Genomic DNA, 16,600 nt, shown 5'->3' on the forward strand with positions numbered 1-16,600 from the left:
ACAGCACCTCCCTCTGTCGTGAATGGTTGACCGACGGGATCACAACCAGGTGCGGACCCCACCGTGCCCGGAACAGGTTCCGCGGCGATTCTGGCTGTAGCTATAGGAACCGTCCTTGCACAGGGCCGTCGCGCCGTCGGCCGCTCCCGGTCCGGTCGCCGGCCGGTGGACGCAGACGCCGTCGGTGTTGCGGTAGTAGTCGCTTCCGCACGCCGCCAGGTTCGGCGCTTTCGCCGTGGGTGTCGTCTTCGGGCGCGCCTTCGACGGCGGCGGTTCGACCTGCTTCGGGACCTCGACCGCGGCCGTCGTCGGCGGGACGAACTGCTGGGGCGTCGGTGTCGGTGTCGGTGTCGGCACAGCCGTGCTCGTGGTCGTGGGCGGCGCCCAGCTGCTGGTCGGCGTCGGCGGCATCGAGAACGTCGAGGATGTCGACACCGAGCCGGTCTTCGGCGTGACCCGCCCGGCGGGCACGGTCTCCACCCCACAGCCCCCGGCGACCAGAAGCCCGATCGCCAGTGCCATGCCCAGTTTCGTCGTTCTCTTCGGCATAACGGCCTCCCTGGCACGTGGTGGTGCCGCGTAGTCGGGAGATCGTTCGCCGGTGTTACCGCCGAAGAGAGGTCAGTCGACCATCGTGCCGCAACTGATGTTCAGTGCCGTCGCCGTCATGCCGCGCGCGTGGTCCGAAGCGGCGAAGGCGGCGACCCGGGCGACATCCTCCAAGGACGCCGTCCGGACCGGGCTTTCGAAGTCCGCCAACGACATCTCGACCAGTGGCGTGTTCGTCGATGGCCGCTTCGTCGAGCGCGTCGAACTGCGCGGTCCCGGCTTTCCCGCCCGCCGACCGGATTCCGCCGGCCACCCCGTAGACGATCGCGTTCCGGCCTTCGAGCAACATCGGATCCTCCTACTTCCCGTCCAGCGCGATGAGTCCTTCGGGCATTCCGTCCAGGTGGACGTCGACCCAGATCGGGAGCCACATGTCGACCTCGTGGAACCGGCGCAGCTCGGCCAAGCCGCTGAGCCAGCCCATCCAAGAGCCATACGGCGGCTTCTCGCCAGAGAATCCACTTTGGACGAACGTCAGCCTGGTACCACCGCCGGAGTCCTCGAGTTCCCAGGACGTCACGATGCCTTCCTCGTACGCGAGCGTCATCCTCTCGTCGGGTACCAGATCAACGATCTTCGCCGGGTCCGGATCCAGTTCCAGCGAGCCCATCGCCCAGCGTCCGCCGACGTGCATCTCGGCTTCGATCCGCGCGCCGAACCAGCGCGTGAACGCGGCGGGGTCGGTGATCGAGCGGTAGACCTCCGGTCGCGCCGCACCGATGCGCACTTCTTCCCGCATCACCGGGGAAGTGAGATCGCAGCGGGCGGTGATCGGACGTCCCTCGACGTGATCGACCAGGTTCGCGACCGCCAGCGCCCAGAACGTGTGCATCATGCCGAGCGGCGAGTCCGAGTCCGCCATCAGCTCGGCGAAGTCCGGCAGGCCGGTCTGGCTGTACGACAAAGAGGTCCCGTCTCCGTCTTCGGCCAGCTCGAGTTCGACGATCGTCTCCGTACCGTCGACGGTCCACGCGAACCGCAGGACGTTGTCCTCGGCCAGTAACAGCCGCTGACGCGGGACTTCGCCGTCCGGCGTGTACCGGCCCCAGAACTCGTAGCGGGACGGCAGGTCGACTTCCGCGTGTTCGGAAAACCACGTTCGCAACGCTCCGGGGTCGATCAGCGCGTGCCAGACGTCGTCGATCGGCGCGCGCACGCGCACCTGGAAGCTCGCCGGTTCAGTCACGAGCCTCTCCTTTCGGGTAACAGGCCACGGCGAGTTTGAAGGCGTCGCCTTCCGCTCCGCCGTAGCGGGTGAACAGATCCTGCAAAGTCGTCTTCAGTTCGTCGAGGAACTCCTGGCGGCGCTCCGGTTCCACCCGGATCTCGCCGGAGACGCCGATCGACGGCAGTTCCGGCGCGGCCCGGTCGAGCACGGCGACGTCCGCCTGGACCTCCTCCATGAGGTCCACCAGATAGCCGAGGCTCAGTTCGTCCCGCACCGCTCGCGGGCCGATCCGGCCGACCAGGCCCGGTGACAACCAGTACGAACGCGCGCTCGCCTGATACACGCCCTCGCTGATGCCTCGCACCCTGCGTTCCGACACCTGCGTCACGAGATCGGCTTCCACCAGCTTTTTCACGTGGTAGTAGACCCGTTGCGGAGTCTGGCCAAGCACCGCCGCCACCTCGGTGCAGGATCGCGGCTCCGCCAGTTGCCGCAGGACGTCCACACGCTGGGGCTTCAGCAACGCCTCCGCCTGATCCAGCCGCTCCAGGTACGCCACATCCTTCATCACGAAAATCATCTTGAACGTAAAAATCTATTTTGTCAATCGAACCGCATCGCGCTACTCTCGTGGTGTGGCGATCCTGCGGCGGTACACGGCGGAACTCGCGATCACCGTGGCGGTGCTCGCGAGTTCCGTCGCGGTCTCCCTCGGCGCGAGCGCGGAACAGCCACGCAACGCCGTGATCGGCTGGATATGCGTGGTACTCGCCTGCGCCGCGCTGTTCCTGCGCCGCCGCCACCCGCTCCCCGTCGCGATCTTCACCGCGGTGTGCTGCGCGATCTACTACCCGTACACCGATCCCGACGGGTTCGTGCTGCTCGCGTTCGCCTTCGCGCTGTACAACAACGCCTCGACCGGGCGGATCCGCAGCGCGGCGGTCGTCGCGGCGGCCTCGATGGGCGGCGTCGCGTTCGGCGAGGCGAGGGCCGGCGCCTCGCGACAGGTGGACAACTTCGCGTTCCTGCTGATGGCGGGCTGGTTCATCGCGCTGGTCGCGGTCGGAGCGGTGACGTACTACCGCCGCGAAGCCGAGCGCACCAAGGAGTCCGAAGCACAGCGAAGGGCCACCGGCGAACGTCTCCGGATCGCGCGTGAACTGCACGACGTCCTCGGGCACAACCTCGCGCTCATCAACGTCCAGGCCGGTGCCGCGCTGCACGGCAAGGATCCGGCGAAATCCGAGGAAGCGCTGGTCACGATCAAACAGACCAGCAAGGACGCGTTGCGCGAGCTCCGCTCCACCCTCGGCATGCTGAGGCAGGTGGATACGCCGAGTCTGGCGAGGGTCGCCGAACTGGCCGAGTCGGCGGGCGCGCACGGGCTGACCGTCCGCACCGAGATCGACGGCACGGCAAGGGATCTGCCGCCCGACGTCGAGCACGCCGCCTTCCGCGTCGTCCAGGAGGCGCTGACCAACGTCGCGCGGCACGCCGCGGCGGACACCGTCGTGGTCCGGATCGGCTACACCGACCATGATGTGTCCGTGCAGATCGACGATGACGGCCGGGGTGGTGCCGCGAAACCCGGCAACGGGATCCGCGGGATGGCCGAACGAGCCGAAGCGCTCGGCGGCGAATTCGCCGCGGCCGCGCGCGAGGACGGCGGCTTCCGCGTCCGCGCCCGGCTCCCCCTGCGGGCGGCGCGATGATCCGGGTCCTGCTCGTCGACGACCAGCGGCTGGTCCGCGCCGGGTTCAAGTCCATTTTGGACGGCGAGGCCGACATCACGGTCGTCGCGGAAGCCGCCGACGGACGGGAGTCCCTCGAAGCCGCGCGCGAGCACAAGCCGGACGTGGTCCTGATGGACATCCGCATGCCGGTGATGGACGGGCTCACCGCGACCCGGCATCTGCTCGAAGATCCGGCGCTGGCCGGGGTCAAGGTCGTCATCCTCACCACCTTCGACCTCGACGAGGACGTGTACGGCGCCCTGCGCGCCGGCGCCAGCGGATTCCTGGTCAAGGACACCGAACCGGAGGAACTGATCCACGGCGTCCGGGTGGTCGCGAGGGGCGACGCACTGCTCGCGCCGTCGATCACCCGCCGCCTGATCTCCGAGTTCGCGGGCCGGGTGGCGCGGCCAGGGCCGTCGCCGGTGCTGAACCGGCTCACCGAACGCGAACGCGAGGTGATGAGCCTGGTCGCGGCCGGTCTGTCCAACGACGAGATCGCGAAGGAACTCGTGCTCAGCCCCGCCACGGCGAAAACGCATGTCAGCCGGATCATGACCAAGGTGGACGTCCGCGATCGCGCGCAACTCGTCGTGCTCGCCTACGAATCGGGCATGATCACCCCTCGCTGGTTGACCCCGTGAACACAACTCCGGTAGTACGGGAAGCGCCTTAGGGGTACCCAGAAGTTGTGGCCGGAGTGCCCGCCGGAGCCCGACGCCCTGCGGCGCGGAAAAGCCGATGCTTTCCGCCATGGACACCATTACGCTTTCCGAAAGGCGGCCTGGGGGCGGCCTTTCGAGGCTGGCGGGCTGGTCACAGCGCCATCGCTGGCTCGCCGTTTCGCTCTGGCTGCTCACCCTTCTCGGCGTCACCCTGGGCTCACAGGTGGCGGGCAGCGCCTACCACGACGACCATTCCCTGCCGGGCACCGAATCCCAGCAGATCATGGACCTGTTCGAGGCACAGGCTCCCGCCCGGACCGGCGCGACGGCCGAAATCGTCTTCAAGACCGGCGCCGGACTGGCCACCGCACGCGGCCCGATCGACTCGATGCTCGCCGAGGTGCGGAACCAGCCCCACGTCAAAGCCGTGACGAGTCCGTTCGACGACCCGTCCGCGATCTCGCGCGAGGGAACGATCGGTTACGCCGCCATCGCTTTCGACCTGGAGTCGAACGACCTGCCGTACGACGACATCGTGCGCGTCACCGACACCGCGAAGAAAGCGGAATCGGCCGGACTCCAGGTCGAACTCGGCGGTGAGCCGATCGAACGGACCAATGAGAGCGGCGGGCCGTCCGAGGGCGTCGGCTTGCTGGCCGCGCTGGTGGTCCTCGTCTTCCTGTTCCGCTCGATCCTCGCCGCCGGGCTCCCGGTGATCACGGCGATCTTCGCCGTCGGCAGCACGCTCGGCGTGATCGTGCTGGTCAGCCGGTTCGTCGACATCGCCGGCTACACGGCGCCGCTGATGATGCTGGTCGGGTTCGGTGTCGGCGTCGACTACGCGCTGCTGATCTTTTCCCGCTACCGCAGCGAAATACTCGGCGGTCTCGACCGCGAACAAGCGGCGCGGCGCGCACTCGACACCGCCGGCCGGTCGGTGCTGTTCGCCGGCGGAACGGTGATCATCGCCCTGCTCGGCCTGCTCGCGCTCGGTCTCGGTTCCCTGCGGGGAGTCGCTCTCGCGGTGGCGCTGACCGTCCTGGTGACGATGCTCGCGTCGGTCACCCTGTTGCCCGCGTTGCTCTCACTTTTCGGCCGGCGACTGGAAAAGGGCATTCGCAAGCACGCCGCGAAACGGGAACACGGCAAGACCTGGGGCAAACTCGGTGACGCGGTCCAGCGGCGGCCGATGGTCCCGCTCGCGATCGGGCTGCTCGTCCTCATCGGACTTTCGCTGCCGGCACTCGGCATGCGCCTCGGATTCGCCGACGCGGGCACGAATCCCGAGACTTCGACCACCCGCAAGGCTTACGACCTGATGTCGGAAGGCTTCGGCCCGGGCTTCAGCGAACCGCTGATCATCGTCACGGAGAACGGCGACGGCGTCGCGCTGCGACGGAAACTCGAGGCCACCCCCGGTATCGCCAAGGCGACGCCGCCGATGGGGCAGGGTGTCATGACGGTCCTCGCGTTCCCCACGTCCTCGCCGCAGGACGAGGCGACCGGTGAACTGGTCGAGCGGCTGCGGACCGAGGTGCTGCCGAGCCTGCCCGGCAAGTACCTCGTCGGCGGCTCGGTCGCGGCGGCGGTGGACTTCGCGGACGCCGTCGGCGACCGGTTGCCGCTGTTCGTGCTGGTGGTCGTGGGGTTGTCGGCACTGCTGCTGATGGTGGTCTTCCGGTCGATCCTGATCCCGCTCAAGGCGGCCGTACTGAACCTGCTGAGCATCGGCGCCGCGCTCGGCGTGATGACGGCGGTGTTCGGCGACGGCCTGTTCGGAGCGCAGCCGGGGCCGATCGAGGCGTTCGTGCCGGTGCTGATCTTCGCGATCGTGTTCGGGCTTTCCATGGACTACGAGGTGTTCCTGGTGTCCCGGATGCACGAGGAATGGCGGCGCACCGGCGACGCGCGGCACGCCGTCCGCGAAGGGCTCGCTTCCACCGGAGGGGTGATCACGGCGGCGGCGGTGATCATGATCCTGGTGTTCGGCGCGTTCCTGCTCAACCCCGACCGGATGCTGGCGCAGTTCGGCCTCGGGCTGGCGGTGGCGGTGCTGGTGGACGCGTTCGTGATCCGCTGTCTCGTGGTGCCCGCGGTGATGCGGCTGCTCGGGGAGCGCGCCTGGTGGCTGCCGCGGTGGCTGGACCGGCGGCTGCCCCACGTGGCGCTCGAACCTTCGTCGCGCTGACCCCGGACGCTAGGAAAGGCCCGTTCCTTGCAAAATTTGCAAGGAACGGGCCTTTCATTGCACTCAGCCGAGACGGCGAAGCGCCCTGCCGAAGACCCGGTCCACGGGAAAGTACCCGTGGTGCCGCGAATCCGCGCTGAGCGCCCGGTTGTCGCCCAGCACCACCAGATGCCGCGGCGGCACGACCGCACCGGCCTCGACCCGGCCCGCCGCTTCCTCGGGGACCGTGTCCCCGCCGACCGCGACCACTCGTTTGACGGTCCATCGCACCGGCAGCGGACCCGATCCGGGATTCTCGAGCACGACGACGTCCCCCACCGCGATGGCCTTGGGGCGCTGCCGCGCCAGTACCCGGTCACCCTCGTGGAACGTCGGCGTCATGCTGGAACCCGTCACGGCGATCACCGCCCAACGGCGCTTCACCCAGCGCAGCACCAGCAGACCGGAAGCCGCCGAAGCCAGCAGGGCCAGGATCTTCACGAGACTTCCTGAACGTATCCGTTGGCCTGCAACCGGAAGAGCCGCGAATAGGTGCCGTCCAACGACACCAGTTCGTCGTGGGTGCCCAGCTCCGCGACCCGGCCGTCGACGAGCACGGCGATCCGGTCGGCCGCCCGGACGGACCCGAGCCGATGGGAGATGAGCACACTCGTGCGGCCGGCCCGATGCTCGGCGAGCGAAGTGTGGATTTCGTGTTCGGCTTCGGCGTCGAGCCCCGACGTGGGCTCGTCCAGGATGAGCAGATCCCGCTGGTCCCGCAGGAACGCCCGCGCGAGCGCGACCCGCTGCCATTGCCCGCCCGAAAGCAGGACACCGGTTTCCGGATCGTCTTTGTCCTCCTCGCTGACAAAACTCCGGGAAAGAAGTGTCCGGTAACCGCGAGGCAGATTCGCGAGCGTGTCGTGGATTCCCGCCCGCTCGGCCGCGGCCGTGAGCCGCTCGTCGACGGGGCCCAGTTCGTCCGCACCGTCGACGTCGCCGAGCGCGATGTTCTCCGCCGCGCTCATCTCGTAGGTCATGAAATCCTGGAACACCGCGCCGAGTCTGCGTCGCAGTTCGTCGACCGGCAGGTCGCGCAGGTCGGCACCGTCCCAGAGGACGGCTCCACGGGTCGGATCGTAGAACCGGCACAACAGCTTCACCATCGTGCTCTTCCCCGTCCCGTTGTGCCCGACCAGCGCCATCGACTCTCCACGGGGGATGAACAGGTTCACCCCGCGCAGCACCCACGGATGCCCCGGCCCATAGCGGAACCAGACATCGCGGAACTCGATCCCCTGCCGCAGCGGCGAAACCGTTCCCGGCTCCGGCGGCACGGGGAGATCGGAGCCTTCCGTCGTCACGGTGCGGTAGTGCTCGAACAACAGCAGGGCGTTGTGCGCCGCACCGATCCGGCCGATCAGGTTGGCGAGTGAACCCTGCACGCCGGCGACGGCCGCGGTGAAGACCGCGATGTCGCCGACGGTCAGCTGACCCCGGCCTGCGGCCAGCACCGCCCAGACCAGCCCGGCACCGGCGACGACGGCGCTGAGCGCGCCCAGTATCCCCTGGACGCGCAACTCACGAAGATCGGCAAGGCGTCGTTGCGTGTTGGCCTTGCCGAGCTCGGCCAGCATCCGGCCCCGGAACAGCCTGCCGAGCCCGAGCAACCGGATCTCCTTGGCGGCGTCGAGGCCGGTCATCAACTGCATGTAAAAGAACTCACGCCGCTCGGTGGGGCTGAGACCGGTCAGCACCTGCGCACGGCGCTTGCTCAGTTTCAGTTCCGCGATGAGCGTCGGGACCGCGGCGACCATCACGACCGCGGTGACCGGGAGGCTGACCGCCGCCAGCGACACCAGGAACCCGACCGTGGTCAGCACGGCCTGGACGCCGCCCACGACCGAATCCAGGATCACGCCGGGACCGGAGTAGCTGTGCTGCTGGGCCAGGTGCAACCGGTCACGGTAGGCGGGCTGTTCGAGGCGGGCGAGGCCGGCCAGCCGTCCCGTCGCGAGATACAGCCGGTCCCTGGTGAGCAGGGTGACCCGGCGGGTGAGCTCACCCGAGAGGTACCGCCCGGCCTCGCCGAGCAACGCGACCGACACTCCCGCGACCGCGAGACCCACGGCGAGCAAGGTCAGCTCGTCCAGCCGGACCTCGGCGGCGACCACCCGGTCGAGAACCAGCTTGGTCAACCACGCGACGATCACCGGCAGCACACCCGTCAGCACGCTGATCGCGAGACTGCCCAGCAGGATCAGCGGCGCGGCGGTCCAGGCGACACCCAGTGCGACGACGGCCGACCGCGGGCCCGGAGAGTTCACCTGACCGCCAGGCGCGGCAGCACTTCCGGCTGGAAGCCGGCGGCCACGACCCGTCCACCGGGGCCGAGCATCGCCACCACGGGCGTTCCGCGTACCTCGAAGGCCTTGCTGACCACGCCCCCGACCGGCTCGACGACGACACGGGCCACCGGTGCCAGCCTGGCGACGAACTCGGCCGCGCCGTCGGCGTCTCCCTGGACCACGGCGAGAACGTGATCCCGGGGATGGTCTTTCGCGTGCTCGACGAAGTCAGGAAGCTTCTCGATACACGTATCGCACTCGACGGCGAAGAACCCCGCGAGCGTCTGCTCGGTGAAGCTGGACCGCGACACTTCGACACCATCGACAGTCCGCGCGGTGAAGTCCGCGACCAGATTCCCTTCGGCCACCATGACCGGCCCTGCGGGAACGCGGTTCTCGAGCGCCTTGCCGATCAGCTCGGAGTGGGTGCGCAGCCTCTTGATCACCCCGAACGTCAGCACCAGATCGAGCACGAGCAGAGCGCCGACCAGGACGAGAACGGCGATCAGGATCCCCATACCTACTCCTTGACGAGTTCCGGGACGTCCCGGAAAAGTTCCACGATGTCGTCGAAGCGCACGGCGACGAAGCCGACGACGAGACCGGCGCAAATCGCGACAGCCGTTCCCGGCAGGGCTCCGTGCGGTGCTTCGACGAGGGAAGCCACCGAGCCGGTCAGCGCGATGCCCAGCAACAAACCGTTGCGCACCACCTGGGGTACGCCGAGTGGCGCCGCGCTCCTGCCGAAGCAGTGACACGGCGCGCGTTCTCCGCGCGACAGCGACAGCGTGATCGCCGCGGTGAACACCGCGAGAAGCGCCGCCGCACCGGTGAATACCGGGAAGAGGGCACTCCACGACCGGACGGCCGAACCGGTGATCAACGCCGCCACGATGAAGAATTCAACCGCGACGACCATTCTCGCGACAATGGCGCGTCGCGCGCGCGGAATCAGCCTCAGTGGCCCCGCGGACGCCACAAAGGAACGAAATCCTTCGCCGCCGAATTTACCGGCGGCAGAGATACCGAATACGAGAGCAAGCGCGGCGGCGCAGGCGATCGACAAGTACATGCGTTCTCCCCATGCCGGGAAAGGGAAGACGGCGGCCGGAGCCGCCGTCTTCCGGCACTTCTCAGCAGCGGGTGCTGACCTGGTAACAGAGGCAGCTCACGCAGTCCTTGTAGAAATGCCACCTGCGCCCGGCCTCGTCGGGCCAGCACCCACAGAATTCGTGCGCCGCCGCCGGAACTTCGGGCACCACTTTGCCCAGTAGCCGATCACCGAGTTTCTGAACCAATTCGAGCATGACAAATACCACCTTCCCCAGTTCCAGTGAATTTGACGTGCATCAGCGGGAGAATAGACAGACAAAGGAGTTCGCGAAGACAGACCCTAAGCCAAGGAAATCATTACTCCAACCCCCAGTCGGCCGGCCCCCACCGATTCGGTCACGATAGCGGGAGAAATACGGCAAGGCAACAGGCTGCGGGCGCGCCACCCCTTTGCCGTACAGAAGGGGCCGTTCAGGACGATGTCTGTCCTGAACGGCCCCTTCGTGTCACGCCTGGCCGGGAAGTGGCCTACTCGTAGATCTCGCCCTTCGCGGCCTTCTCGACCAGCGAAGCGGGCGGGGTGAAGTGGTCGCCGTAGCGCTCGGCCAGCTGGCGCGAGCGGTCGACGAAGCCCTGCAGGCCACCCTCGTACTGGTTGATGTACTGGATGACACCGCCGGTCCACGCCGGGAAACCGATGCCGAAGATCGAACCGATGTTGGCGTCGGCGATGGTGGTCAGCACACCCTCGTCGAAGCACTTCACGGTCTCGAGCGCCTCGGCGAACAGCATGCGCTCCTTGAGGTCCTCGAAGGGAACCTCGGCGCTGCCCGACTTGAACGCGTCGCGCAGGCCCGGCCAGAGACCGGTCCGCTTGCCCGCCTCGTCGTAGTCGTAGAAGCCCGAGCCGGTGGAGCGGCCCTTGCGGTCGAATTCCTCCACCATCCGGTCGATGACACCCTCGGACGCGTGCCCGTTCCAGGTGCCGCCGGCTGCCTCGATCGCTTCGCGCGTCTCCTTGCGGATCTTGCGCGGCAGCGTCAGGGTCAGTTCGTCCATCAGCTGCAGCGGCGGCGCCGGGTACCCGGCCTGCGCACCGGCCTGCTCGATCGACGCGGGCTCAACACCCTCGCCCAGCGCGGCGACGGCCTCGTTGATGAACGTGCCGATGACGCGCGAGGTGAAGAAGCCGCGGCTGTCGTTGACGACGATCGGGGTCTTCTTGATCTGCAGCGTGTAGTCGAAGACCTTCGCCAGCGTGGCGGGCGAGGTCTTCTCACCGCAGATGATCTCGACCAGCGGCATCTTGTCCACCGGCGAGAAGAAGTGGATCCCGATGAAGTCCTCGGTCCGCTGGACGCCCTCGGCGAGCGAGGTGATCGGCAGCGTGGAGGTGTTCGAGCCCAGCACGGCGTCCGGGTTGACGAAGCCCTCGATCTCCTTGAAGACCTTGTGCTTCAGCTCGACGCTCTCGAAGACGGCCTCGATCACGAAGTCGACGCCGGCGAAGTCCTCCGCCTTGTCGGTCGGCTTGATCTTGGCCAGCAGCGCGTCGGACTTCTCCTGCGTGGTCTTGCCGCGGGAGAGAGCCTTCTCCTCGAGCTTGACCGCGTAGCCCTTGCCCTTTTCGGCGCCTTCGAGGGTGACGTCCTTGAGCACGACGTCGATACCGGCCTTCGCCGAGACGTACGCGATCGCGGCGCCCATCATGCCCGCGCCGACGACGCCGACCTTCTTGGCCGTGTACTTCTCGAAGCCGTCCGGCCGCGAACCGCCGGAGTTGATGCTCTGGAGGTCGAAGAAGAACGCCTTCGTCATGTTCTTCGAGACCTGGCCGGTGGCGAGGCTGATGAAGTAGCGGGTCTCGACGGTGATCGCGGTGTCGAAGTCGACCGTCGAACCCTCGATGGCCGCGGCCAGGATCGCCCGCGGGGCGGGCATGTTCGCGCCCTTGATCTGCTTGCGCAGGTTCGCCGGGAACGCGGGCAGGTTCGCCGCGAAGCCCGGGTTCGACGGGGTGCCGCCCGGGATCTTGTAGCCCTTGACGTCCCACGGCTGCACGCCGCCCTCGGGGTTGGCCTTGATCCACGCCTTCGCGGCCGGGACCAGTTCCTCGACGGTGCCGACGAGCTCGTGCACGAGGCCGAGTTCCTTGGCCTTGGCCGGGCGGTGCCGCTGGCCCTGCAGCAGGACGTTCAGCAGCGCGCTCTGGATGCCCAGCAGGCGCACGGTGCGGACCACGCCACCGCCGCCGGGGAGCAGGCCGAGGGTGACCTCGGGGAGACCGATCTGGCTGCCCTTGACGTCGGCTGCGATGCGGTGGTGCGTCGCGAGCGCGATTTCGAGGCCACCGCCGAGCGCGGCGCCGTTGATGGCGGCCACGACCGGCTTGCCCAGCTGTTCGAGCCGTCGCATCTGGCCCTTCATCAGGGCGCTGCTCTCGGTGATCTCGGCCGCGTTCTCCGGCTTGGCCTTGATCAGGTCGTTGAGGTCACCACCGGCGAAGAAGGTCTTCTTGGCCGAGGTGAGGACGACACCGGTGATGCCGTCCTTCTCCGCCTCAAGGCGGTCCACGACTACGCCGAGCGACTCGCGGAAGTCGGCGTTCATCGTGTTGGCGGACTGCTTCGGGTCGTCCAGGGTGAGCACGACGATGCCGTCGGCGTCCTGCTCCCAGCGGATGGTCTTCGCTTCAGTCATTGTCTCTTCCTCAGACCCGCTCGATGATGGTCGCGACGCCCATGCCGCCGCCGATGCACAGGGTGACCAGGGCGCGGCGCGCCTGACGACGCTCCAGCTCGTCCACGACGGTGCCGACCAGCATCGCGCCGGTGGCGCCCAGCGGGTGCCCCATCGCGATGGCGCCGCCGTTGACGTTGACCTTCTCCTCGTCGAGGTGCAGATCCTTGATCCACTTGAGGACGACCGAGGCGAAGGCCTCGTTCAGCTCCCACAGGTCGATGTCGTCCGGGGTGAGACCGGCGATCTTGAGGACCTTCTCGGTGGCCGGGGTCGGGCCGGTGAGCATGATCGTGGGCTCGGAGCCGACGGTCGCGGTCGCCACGATGCGGGCGCGCGGGGTCAGGCCGAAGTCCTTGCCGATCTGCTCGTTGCCGACCAGCACCACCGCGGCACCGTCCACGATGCCGGACGAGTTTCCGCCGGTGTGGACGTGGTCGATGCGCTCGACCGAGTGGTACTTCTGCAGCGCGACAGCGTCGAAGCCGCCCAGCTCACCGATTCCGGCGAAGGCGGGCTTGAGCTTGCCGAGGCCCTCGACGGTGGTGCCCGGGCGACGGTGCTCGTCGTGGTCGAGGATCGTGACGCCGTTGATGTCCTTCACCGGGACGACGGACTTCGCGAAGTAGCCGCCGGACCAGGCCGCTTCGGCCTTCTCCTGCGAACGCACGGCCCACGCGTCGACGTCCTCGCGGGAGAAGCCCTCGATGGTCGCGATCAGGTCGGCGCCGGTGCCCTGCGGGACGATGTAGTTGTCGTACGCGGTGGCGGGGTCCATGAACAGCGCGCCGCCGTCGGAGCCCATCGGCACGCGCGACATCGACTCGACGCCACCGGCGATGATCAGCTGGTCCCAGCCGGAGCGCACCTTCTGCGCGGCGGTGTTGGTGGCTTCGAGGCCGGAGGCGCAGAAGCGGTTCAGCTGTACGCCCGCGACCGTTTCGGGAAGGCCCGCGTTCAGCGCGGCGGTGCGCGCGATCACGGCGCCCTGCTCGCCGACCGGGGACACCACGCCGAGGACGATGTCGTCGATCACGGCGGGGTCGAGGTTCGGGTGCCGGACCTTCAGTTCCTCGATGAGGCCGACCACGAGATCGACCGGCTTGGTGCCGTGGAGGGCACCGCCCTTGTTCTTGCCGCGAGGCGTACGGATCGCCTCGTAGATGTAGGCCTCACTCACAGAAAAACTCCTCCGCGTACGGCGCTGTATCAAGGATGAACACAGCCGGATCGTACCGGCCAGTAGCCATGCTAATGGTCATTAACATAAACCGCGATAACCCCATGGTGTCAATGGGTTGCGATGCACGCAACCCACGCTATCGTGGGTTCACCTATGGATCACCCGACCGAGCGTTCAGCCCGACCGCGCGACCGCAAGGCCCAGCTGGCCGGCCTCGCCGCGGAGCTGTTTCGCGCCCGCGGGTTCCACGGCGTCGGCATCAACGACATCGCCGCCGCGGCCGGGATCACCGGGCCCGCGCTGTACCGCCATTTCGCGGACAAGCAGGCGGTGCTGTCCTACGTCGTGTTGTCCGGCATCGACGACATGGAGGCGGCCACCCTCGAGACACTCGCCGACCTCGACACACCGGTCCCCGCCCAGGTCAACGCCCTTTTGGGCACCCTCGCCGCGCAGGCCGTGGAGCGGCGTGAGGTCGCCGCGCTGTGGCGTTGGGAGGGCAGGCATCTGCCGAAAGAAGGCCGCCGGGAGATCCGCCGCCGGTCGGGCGCGGTGCTCGCGGCGTGGTCCAAGGCGCTGCTCGCGCTGCGGCCCGAACTGACCGAGGACGACGCCGAACTGTTGTGCTGGGCGGGGCTGAGCGTCTTCGGCAGTGTGTCCGTCCATCACACGTCCGTGGCGAAGAAACGCTTCGCGCAGATCCTGGTGCAGCTGGCGGAATCGGTGCTGCATGTCACACTGCCCGAGCCCGCCGAGCCGTCCCCCGAGACGCCGTCGATCGCGCTCGGCGAGCCGTCCCGCCGCGAGCAGATCCTCGCGGCCGCGACCGAGCTGTTCGGGCAACGCGGCTTCCGCGCGGTCAGCATGGAGGAGATCGGCGCGGCCGCCGGTATCGCCGGGCCCAGCGTGTACCGGCACTTCCCCAGCAAGGCCGCGCTGATGGTGGCGATCGGGCATCGCGCGGCCGACAGGCTGGCGCTCGCCGCGGAACGCGCGCTGCGGACCGACGACGAACGCGACGCGCTGCGCAGGCTGGCGGCGTCCTATGTGCACACCCTGCTGCACACCCCCGAGCTGCTGGTGTCGTTCTCCGGCAGCCCCATGGAGTTGCCGGAACGCGACAAGGCGGACCTGCTCCGGGTCCAGCGGGACTATGTCGCGCGCTGGATCGCGCTGGCTTCGGAAGTCCGTCCGGAACTGAGCCTGCGCGAAGTGAAGATCACCGTTCACGCCGCGCTGACCATCGCGAACGACCTCGCGCGCACCCGCCGGGTCAACGGCCGCCCGAACATCGAGGCCGAGCTGACGACGCTGATGCACGCGGTTCTCGGCGTCTGAAAGTCAGCTCTGAGCAAACTCGCGTGTACTGCAAAGGAGTGAAGGGCACGATGTGCGCGTGCCCTTGCATCTGGTGACCCGGGACGAAGACCACAAGGTCTCCCCGCTGGAGCTCTTCTTCGATCTGGTCTTCGTCTACGCCATCACCCAGACCACGCAGCTGATGGCCGATCACCTCAGCCCGCTCGGCATCGGGCAGGGGGTGGCCATGATCGCCGTCCTGTGGTGGTGCTGGTGCGCCTACGCCTGGCTGGCCAACACCCTGCACGTCGACCGGGGCATCGCCCAGCTGGCGATGTTCGCCGCGATGGGGACGATGTTCCTCGTCTCGCTGACCATCCCGGAGGCGTTCACCGATCTGCCCGGCGGCCTGTACGCGCCGCTGATGTTCGTCGGCTGCTACTTCGTCGTGCGGCTGCTGCACCTGGTCGCGTACTTCGGCGCCGCCCGGACGGATCCGGGCCTGCGCAAGGTGGTCCTGAAGATGTTCGTCGGCCTGCTGCCGAGCGTGGCGTTGCTGGCCGTCGCGGCGTTCTTCTCCGGCTGGGTCCAGCTCGGCATCTGGGCCGTCGCGATGCTGGCCGACTACGTCAATGTCTTCCGGACGCGCTCCTCGGACTGGCGGCTGCACCAGCCGGGCCACTTCGCCGAGCGGTTCGGGCTGATCGTGATCATCGCGCTCGGCGAGTCGATCGTGGCGATCGGCATCGGGATCAGCTCGTACCCGATGTCCTGGCCGATCACGCTCGCCGCCGTTTTCGGGCTGACGCTGGCATCGGCGATGTGGTGGATGTACTTCGCCGTCGTCGCGCACGTTTCCGAGCACAACCTCAAACGCGCGGAAGGCGTGGAACGGGTGCGGATCGGAACGGACACCTACACGTTCCTGCACCTCCCGCTCATCGCCGGGATCGTGCTCGTGGCGCTGGGACTGAAGAAGTCGCTGCTGTACGTGTCCGACACGGAGCACCACAGCCTTTCCGACGGCCTGCACGGGACGCCGATCTGGGCGCTCACCGGCGGGCTCGCGCTGTACCTGATCGCGCTGAGCGGGCTGCGGCGGCGGAACCTCGGTTCCTGGAACGTGCGGCGGCTGGTGCTCGCGGTCGTCCTGCTGGCGGCGACGCCGTTGCTGGAACTGGTGCCGGCGATCGCGCTCGTGGGTGTCGTGGCCGCGGCGGCGGTGGGGCTGGTCCTGTTCGAGCGGGCGGGCGCGGCTCGGGTGCGGCTGATGGCTGAGGCGCCGAACCTGGGCTGAAGGGGCCCTTCGCCGAGTGCGACGCGACGAAGGCGCCCTTCACCGAGCGGGATGCGGGGAAAGTCCCCTTCACGTACTTCAGGGCGACCACGGCGCTGGGTGGGCCGGGTGGGTCGTGAGTGGCGATTCGGGTTGGGCCGAGGGTGTCTTGGTCACCTGCCGGCCTCTGGCTGCGGTCGTTCACGGGGGGCGGGCCGTGAAGGGCCCCTTGCCTACCTTGACCGTAGTGATGGAGGCCTTCACTACCTTCGTGATCGCCACAGCCGCCCCACCCGCACCAGTGGGCGAGCGAAGGCCCCCTTCCTTGCGTCTAGCGCAAGGAAGGGGGCCATCACGTAC

Annotated in this window: 16 protein-coding genes; 5 read left to right on the forward strand and 11 right to left on the reverse strand. The window is 68.1% G+C overall.

The features are described from left to right. Positions 1 to 39: 39 nt before the first annotated feature. From ACLJRM_RS04575 to ACLJRM_RS04590, 4 genes are all read right to left on the reverse strand, one after another. The gene (locus tag ACLJRM_RS04575; protein ID WP_410662367.1) at positions 40 to 549 is read right to left on the reverse strand and encodes a DUF3761 domain-containing protein; all 510 of its coding nucleotides are present in this window, start codon (positions 547 to 549) and stop codon (positions 40 to 42) included. A 72-nt stretch (positions 550 to 621) separates the two neighbouring features. Beyond that, on the reverse strand, positions 622 to 765 hold the full coding sequence (locus ACLJRM_RS04580) for an SDR family oxidoreductase (protein WP_233222972.1): 144 nt from the start codon (positions 763 to 765) through the stop codon (positions 622 to 624). A gap of 142 nt (positions 766 to 907) precedes the next feature. Next, positions 908 to 1,795 carry an SRPBCC family protein gene (locus ACLJRM_RS04585; protein ID WP_410662368.1) on the reverse strand — a complete coding sequence of 296 codons (888 nt, stop codon included), beginning with the start codon at positions 1,793 to 1,795 and terminating at the stop codon, positions 908 to 910. Then, on the reverse strand, positions 1,788 to 2,345 hold the full coding sequence (locus tag ACLJRM_RS04590) for an ArsR/SmtB family transcription factor (protein ID WP_101613487.1): 558 nt from the start codon (positions 2,343 to 2,345) through the stop codon (positions 1,788 to 1,790). The genes ACLJRM_RS04585 and ACLJRM_RS04590 overlap by 8 nt, the downstream gene beginning before the upstream one ends. 67 nt (positions 2,346 to 2,412) lie before the next feature. Between ACLJRM_RS04590 and ACLJRM_RS04595 the strand changes: the two genes are divergently transcribed. From ACLJRM_RS04595 to ACLJRM_RS04605, 3 genes are all read left to right on the forward strand, one after another. Continuing rightward, entirely contained in the window at positions 2,413 to 3,489 is a 1,077-nt protein-coding gene (locus ACLJRM_RS04595; protein WP_101610351.1) for a sensor histidine kinase, read from the forward strand. Beyond that, on the forward strand, positions 3,486 to 4,154 hold the full coding sequence (locus tag ACLJRM_RS04600) for a response regulator (RefSeq protein ID WP_410662369.1): 669 nt from the start codon (positions 3,486 to 3,488) through the stop codon (positions 4,152 to 4,154). The genes ACLJRM_RS04595 and ACLJRM_RS04600 overlap by 4 nt, the downstream gene beginning before the upstream one ends. 109 nt (positions 4,155 to 4,263) lie before the next feature. Continuing rightward, positions 4,264 to 6,363, forward strand: a complete 2,100-nt coding sequence (locus ACLJRM_RS04605) for an MMPL family transporter (protein WP_410662370.1) — start codon at positions 4,264 to 4,266, stop codon at positions 6,361 to 6,363. 63 nt (positions 6,364 to 6,426) lie between these two features. Here the strand turns inward: ACLJRM_RS04605 and ACLJRM_RS04610 are convergent, their stop codons facing one another. The 7 genes from ACLJRM_RS04610 to ACLJRM_RS04640 form a co-directional block, all read right to left on the reverse strand. Next, the gene (locus tag ACLJRM_RS04610; protein ID WP_168214399.1) at positions 6,427 to 6,843 is read right to left on the reverse strand and encodes a S26 family signal peptidase; all 417 of its coding nucleotides are present in this window, start codon (positions 6,841 to 6,843) and stop codon (positions 6,427 to 6,429) included. Further along, positions 6,840 to 8,669, reverse strand: coding sequence for an ABC transporter ATP-binding protein (locus ACLJRM_RS04615; RefSeq protein ID WP_410662371.1), 1,830 nt, complete (start codon positions 8,667 to 8,669; stop codon positions 6,840 to 6,842). The genes ACLJRM_RS04610 and ACLJRM_RS04615 overlap by 4 nt, the downstream gene beginning before the upstream one ends. Then, positions 8,666 to 9,208, reverse strand: a complete 543-nt coding sequence (locus ACLJRM_RS04620) for a TlpA family protein disulfide reductase (RefSeq protein WP_101610354.1) — start codon at positions 9,206 to 9,208, stop codon at positions 8,666 to 8,668. The genes ACLJRM_RS04615 and ACLJRM_RS04620 overlap by 4 nt, the downstream gene beginning before the upstream one ends. Before the next feature lie 2 nt (positions 9,209 to 9,210). Next, the gene (locus ACLJRM_RS04625) at positions 9,211 to 9,762 is read right to left on the reverse strand and encodes a MauE/DoxX family redox-associated membrane protein (RefSeq protein ID WP_410662372.1); all 552 of its coding nucleotides are present in this window, start codon (positions 9,760 to 9,762) and stop codon (positions 9,211 to 9,213) included. Positions 9,763 to 9,823: 61 nt separating this feature from the next. Next, positions 9,824 to 9,997, reverse strand: coding sequence for a hypothetical protein (locus tag ACLJRM_RS04630; protein WP_158255732.1), 174 nt, complete (start codon positions 9,995 to 9,997; stop codon positions 9,824 to 9,826). 274 nt (positions 9,998 to 10,271) lie between these two features. Beyond that, positions 10,272 to 12,443 (reverse strand): 3-hydroxyacyl-CoA dehydrogenase NAD-binding domain-containing protein, encoded by a 2,172-nt coding sequence (locus ACLJRM_RS04635; protein WP_410662373.1) that lies wholly within the window; start codon positions 12,441 to 12,443, stop codon positions 10,272 to 10,274. A gap of 10 nt (positions 12,444 to 12,453) precedes the next feature. Further along, positions 12,454 to 13,662, reverse strand: a complete 1,209-nt coding sequence (locus ACLJRM_RS04640) for an acetyl-CoA C-acetyltransferase (protein ID WP_410662374.1) — start codon at positions 13,660 to 13,662, stop codon at positions 12,454 to 12,456. A gap of 156 nt (positions 13,663 to 13,818) precedes the next feature. Between ACLJRM_RS04640 and ACLJRM_RS04645 the strand changes: the two genes are divergently transcribed. Continuing rightward, positions 13,819 to 15,003, forward strand: coding sequence for a TetR/AcrR family transcriptional regulator (locus ACLJRM_RS04645; RefSeq protein WP_101610358.1), 1,185 nt, complete (start codon positions 13,819 to 13,821; stop codon positions 15,001 to 15,003). Between the two features lie 52 nt (positions 15,004 to 15,055). Beyond that, entirely contained in the window at positions 15,056 to 16,261 is a 1,206-nt protein-coding gene (locus ACLJRM_RS04650) for a low temperature requirement protein A (protein WP_410662375.1), read from the forward strand. Positions 16,262 to 16,600: the final 339 nt, after the last annotated feature.

This window comes from Amycolatopsis sp. lyj-84 (assembly GCF_046549075.1).
GTDB lineage: Bacteria > Actinomycetota > Actinomycetes > Mycobacteriales > Pseudonocardiaceae > Amycolatopsis.

Coding starts and splice junctions, on each gene's coding strand:
- ACLJRM_RS04580 (WP_233222972.1), bottom strand. CDS start 765: ATGTCGTTGGCGGACTTCGAAAGCCCGGTCCGGACGGCGTCCTTGGAG.
- ACLJRM_RS04645 (WP_101610358.1), top strand. CDS start 13,819: ATGGATCACCCGACCGAGCGTTCAGCCCGACCGCGCGACCGCAAGGCC.
- ACLJRM_RS04590 (WP_101613487.1), bottom strand. CDS start 2,345: ATGAAGGATGTGGCGTACCTGGAGCGGCTGGATCAGGCGGAGGCGTTG.
- ACLJRM_RS04630 (WP_158255732.1), bottom strand. CDS start 9,997: ATGCTCGAATTGGTTCAGAAACTCGGTGATCGGCTACTGGGCAAAGTG.
- ACLJRM_RS04625 (WP_410662372.1), bottom strand. CDS start 9,762: ATGTACTTGTCGATCGCCTGCGCCGCCGCGCTTGCTCTCGTATTCGGT.
- ACLJRM_RS04605 (WP_410662370.1), top strand. CDS start 4,264: ATGGACACCATTACGCTTTCCGAAAGGCGGCCTGGGGGCGGCCTTTCG.
- ACLJRM_RS04575 (WP_410662367.1), bottom strand. CDS start 549: ATGCCGAAGAGAACGACGAAACTGGGCATGGCACTGGCGATCGGGCTT.
- ACLJRM_RS04620 (WP_101610354.1), bottom strand. CDS start 9,208: ATGGGGATCCTGATCGCCGTTCTCGTCCTGGTCGGCGCTCTGCTCGTG.
- ACLJRM_RS04635 (WP_410662373.1), bottom strand. CDS start 12,443: ATGACTGAAGCGAAGACCATCCGCTGGGAGCAGGACGCCGACGGCATC.
- ACLJRM_RS04600 (WP_410662369.1), top strand. CDS start 3,486: ATGATCCGGGTCCTGCTCGTCGACGACCAGCGGCTGGTCCGCGCCGGG.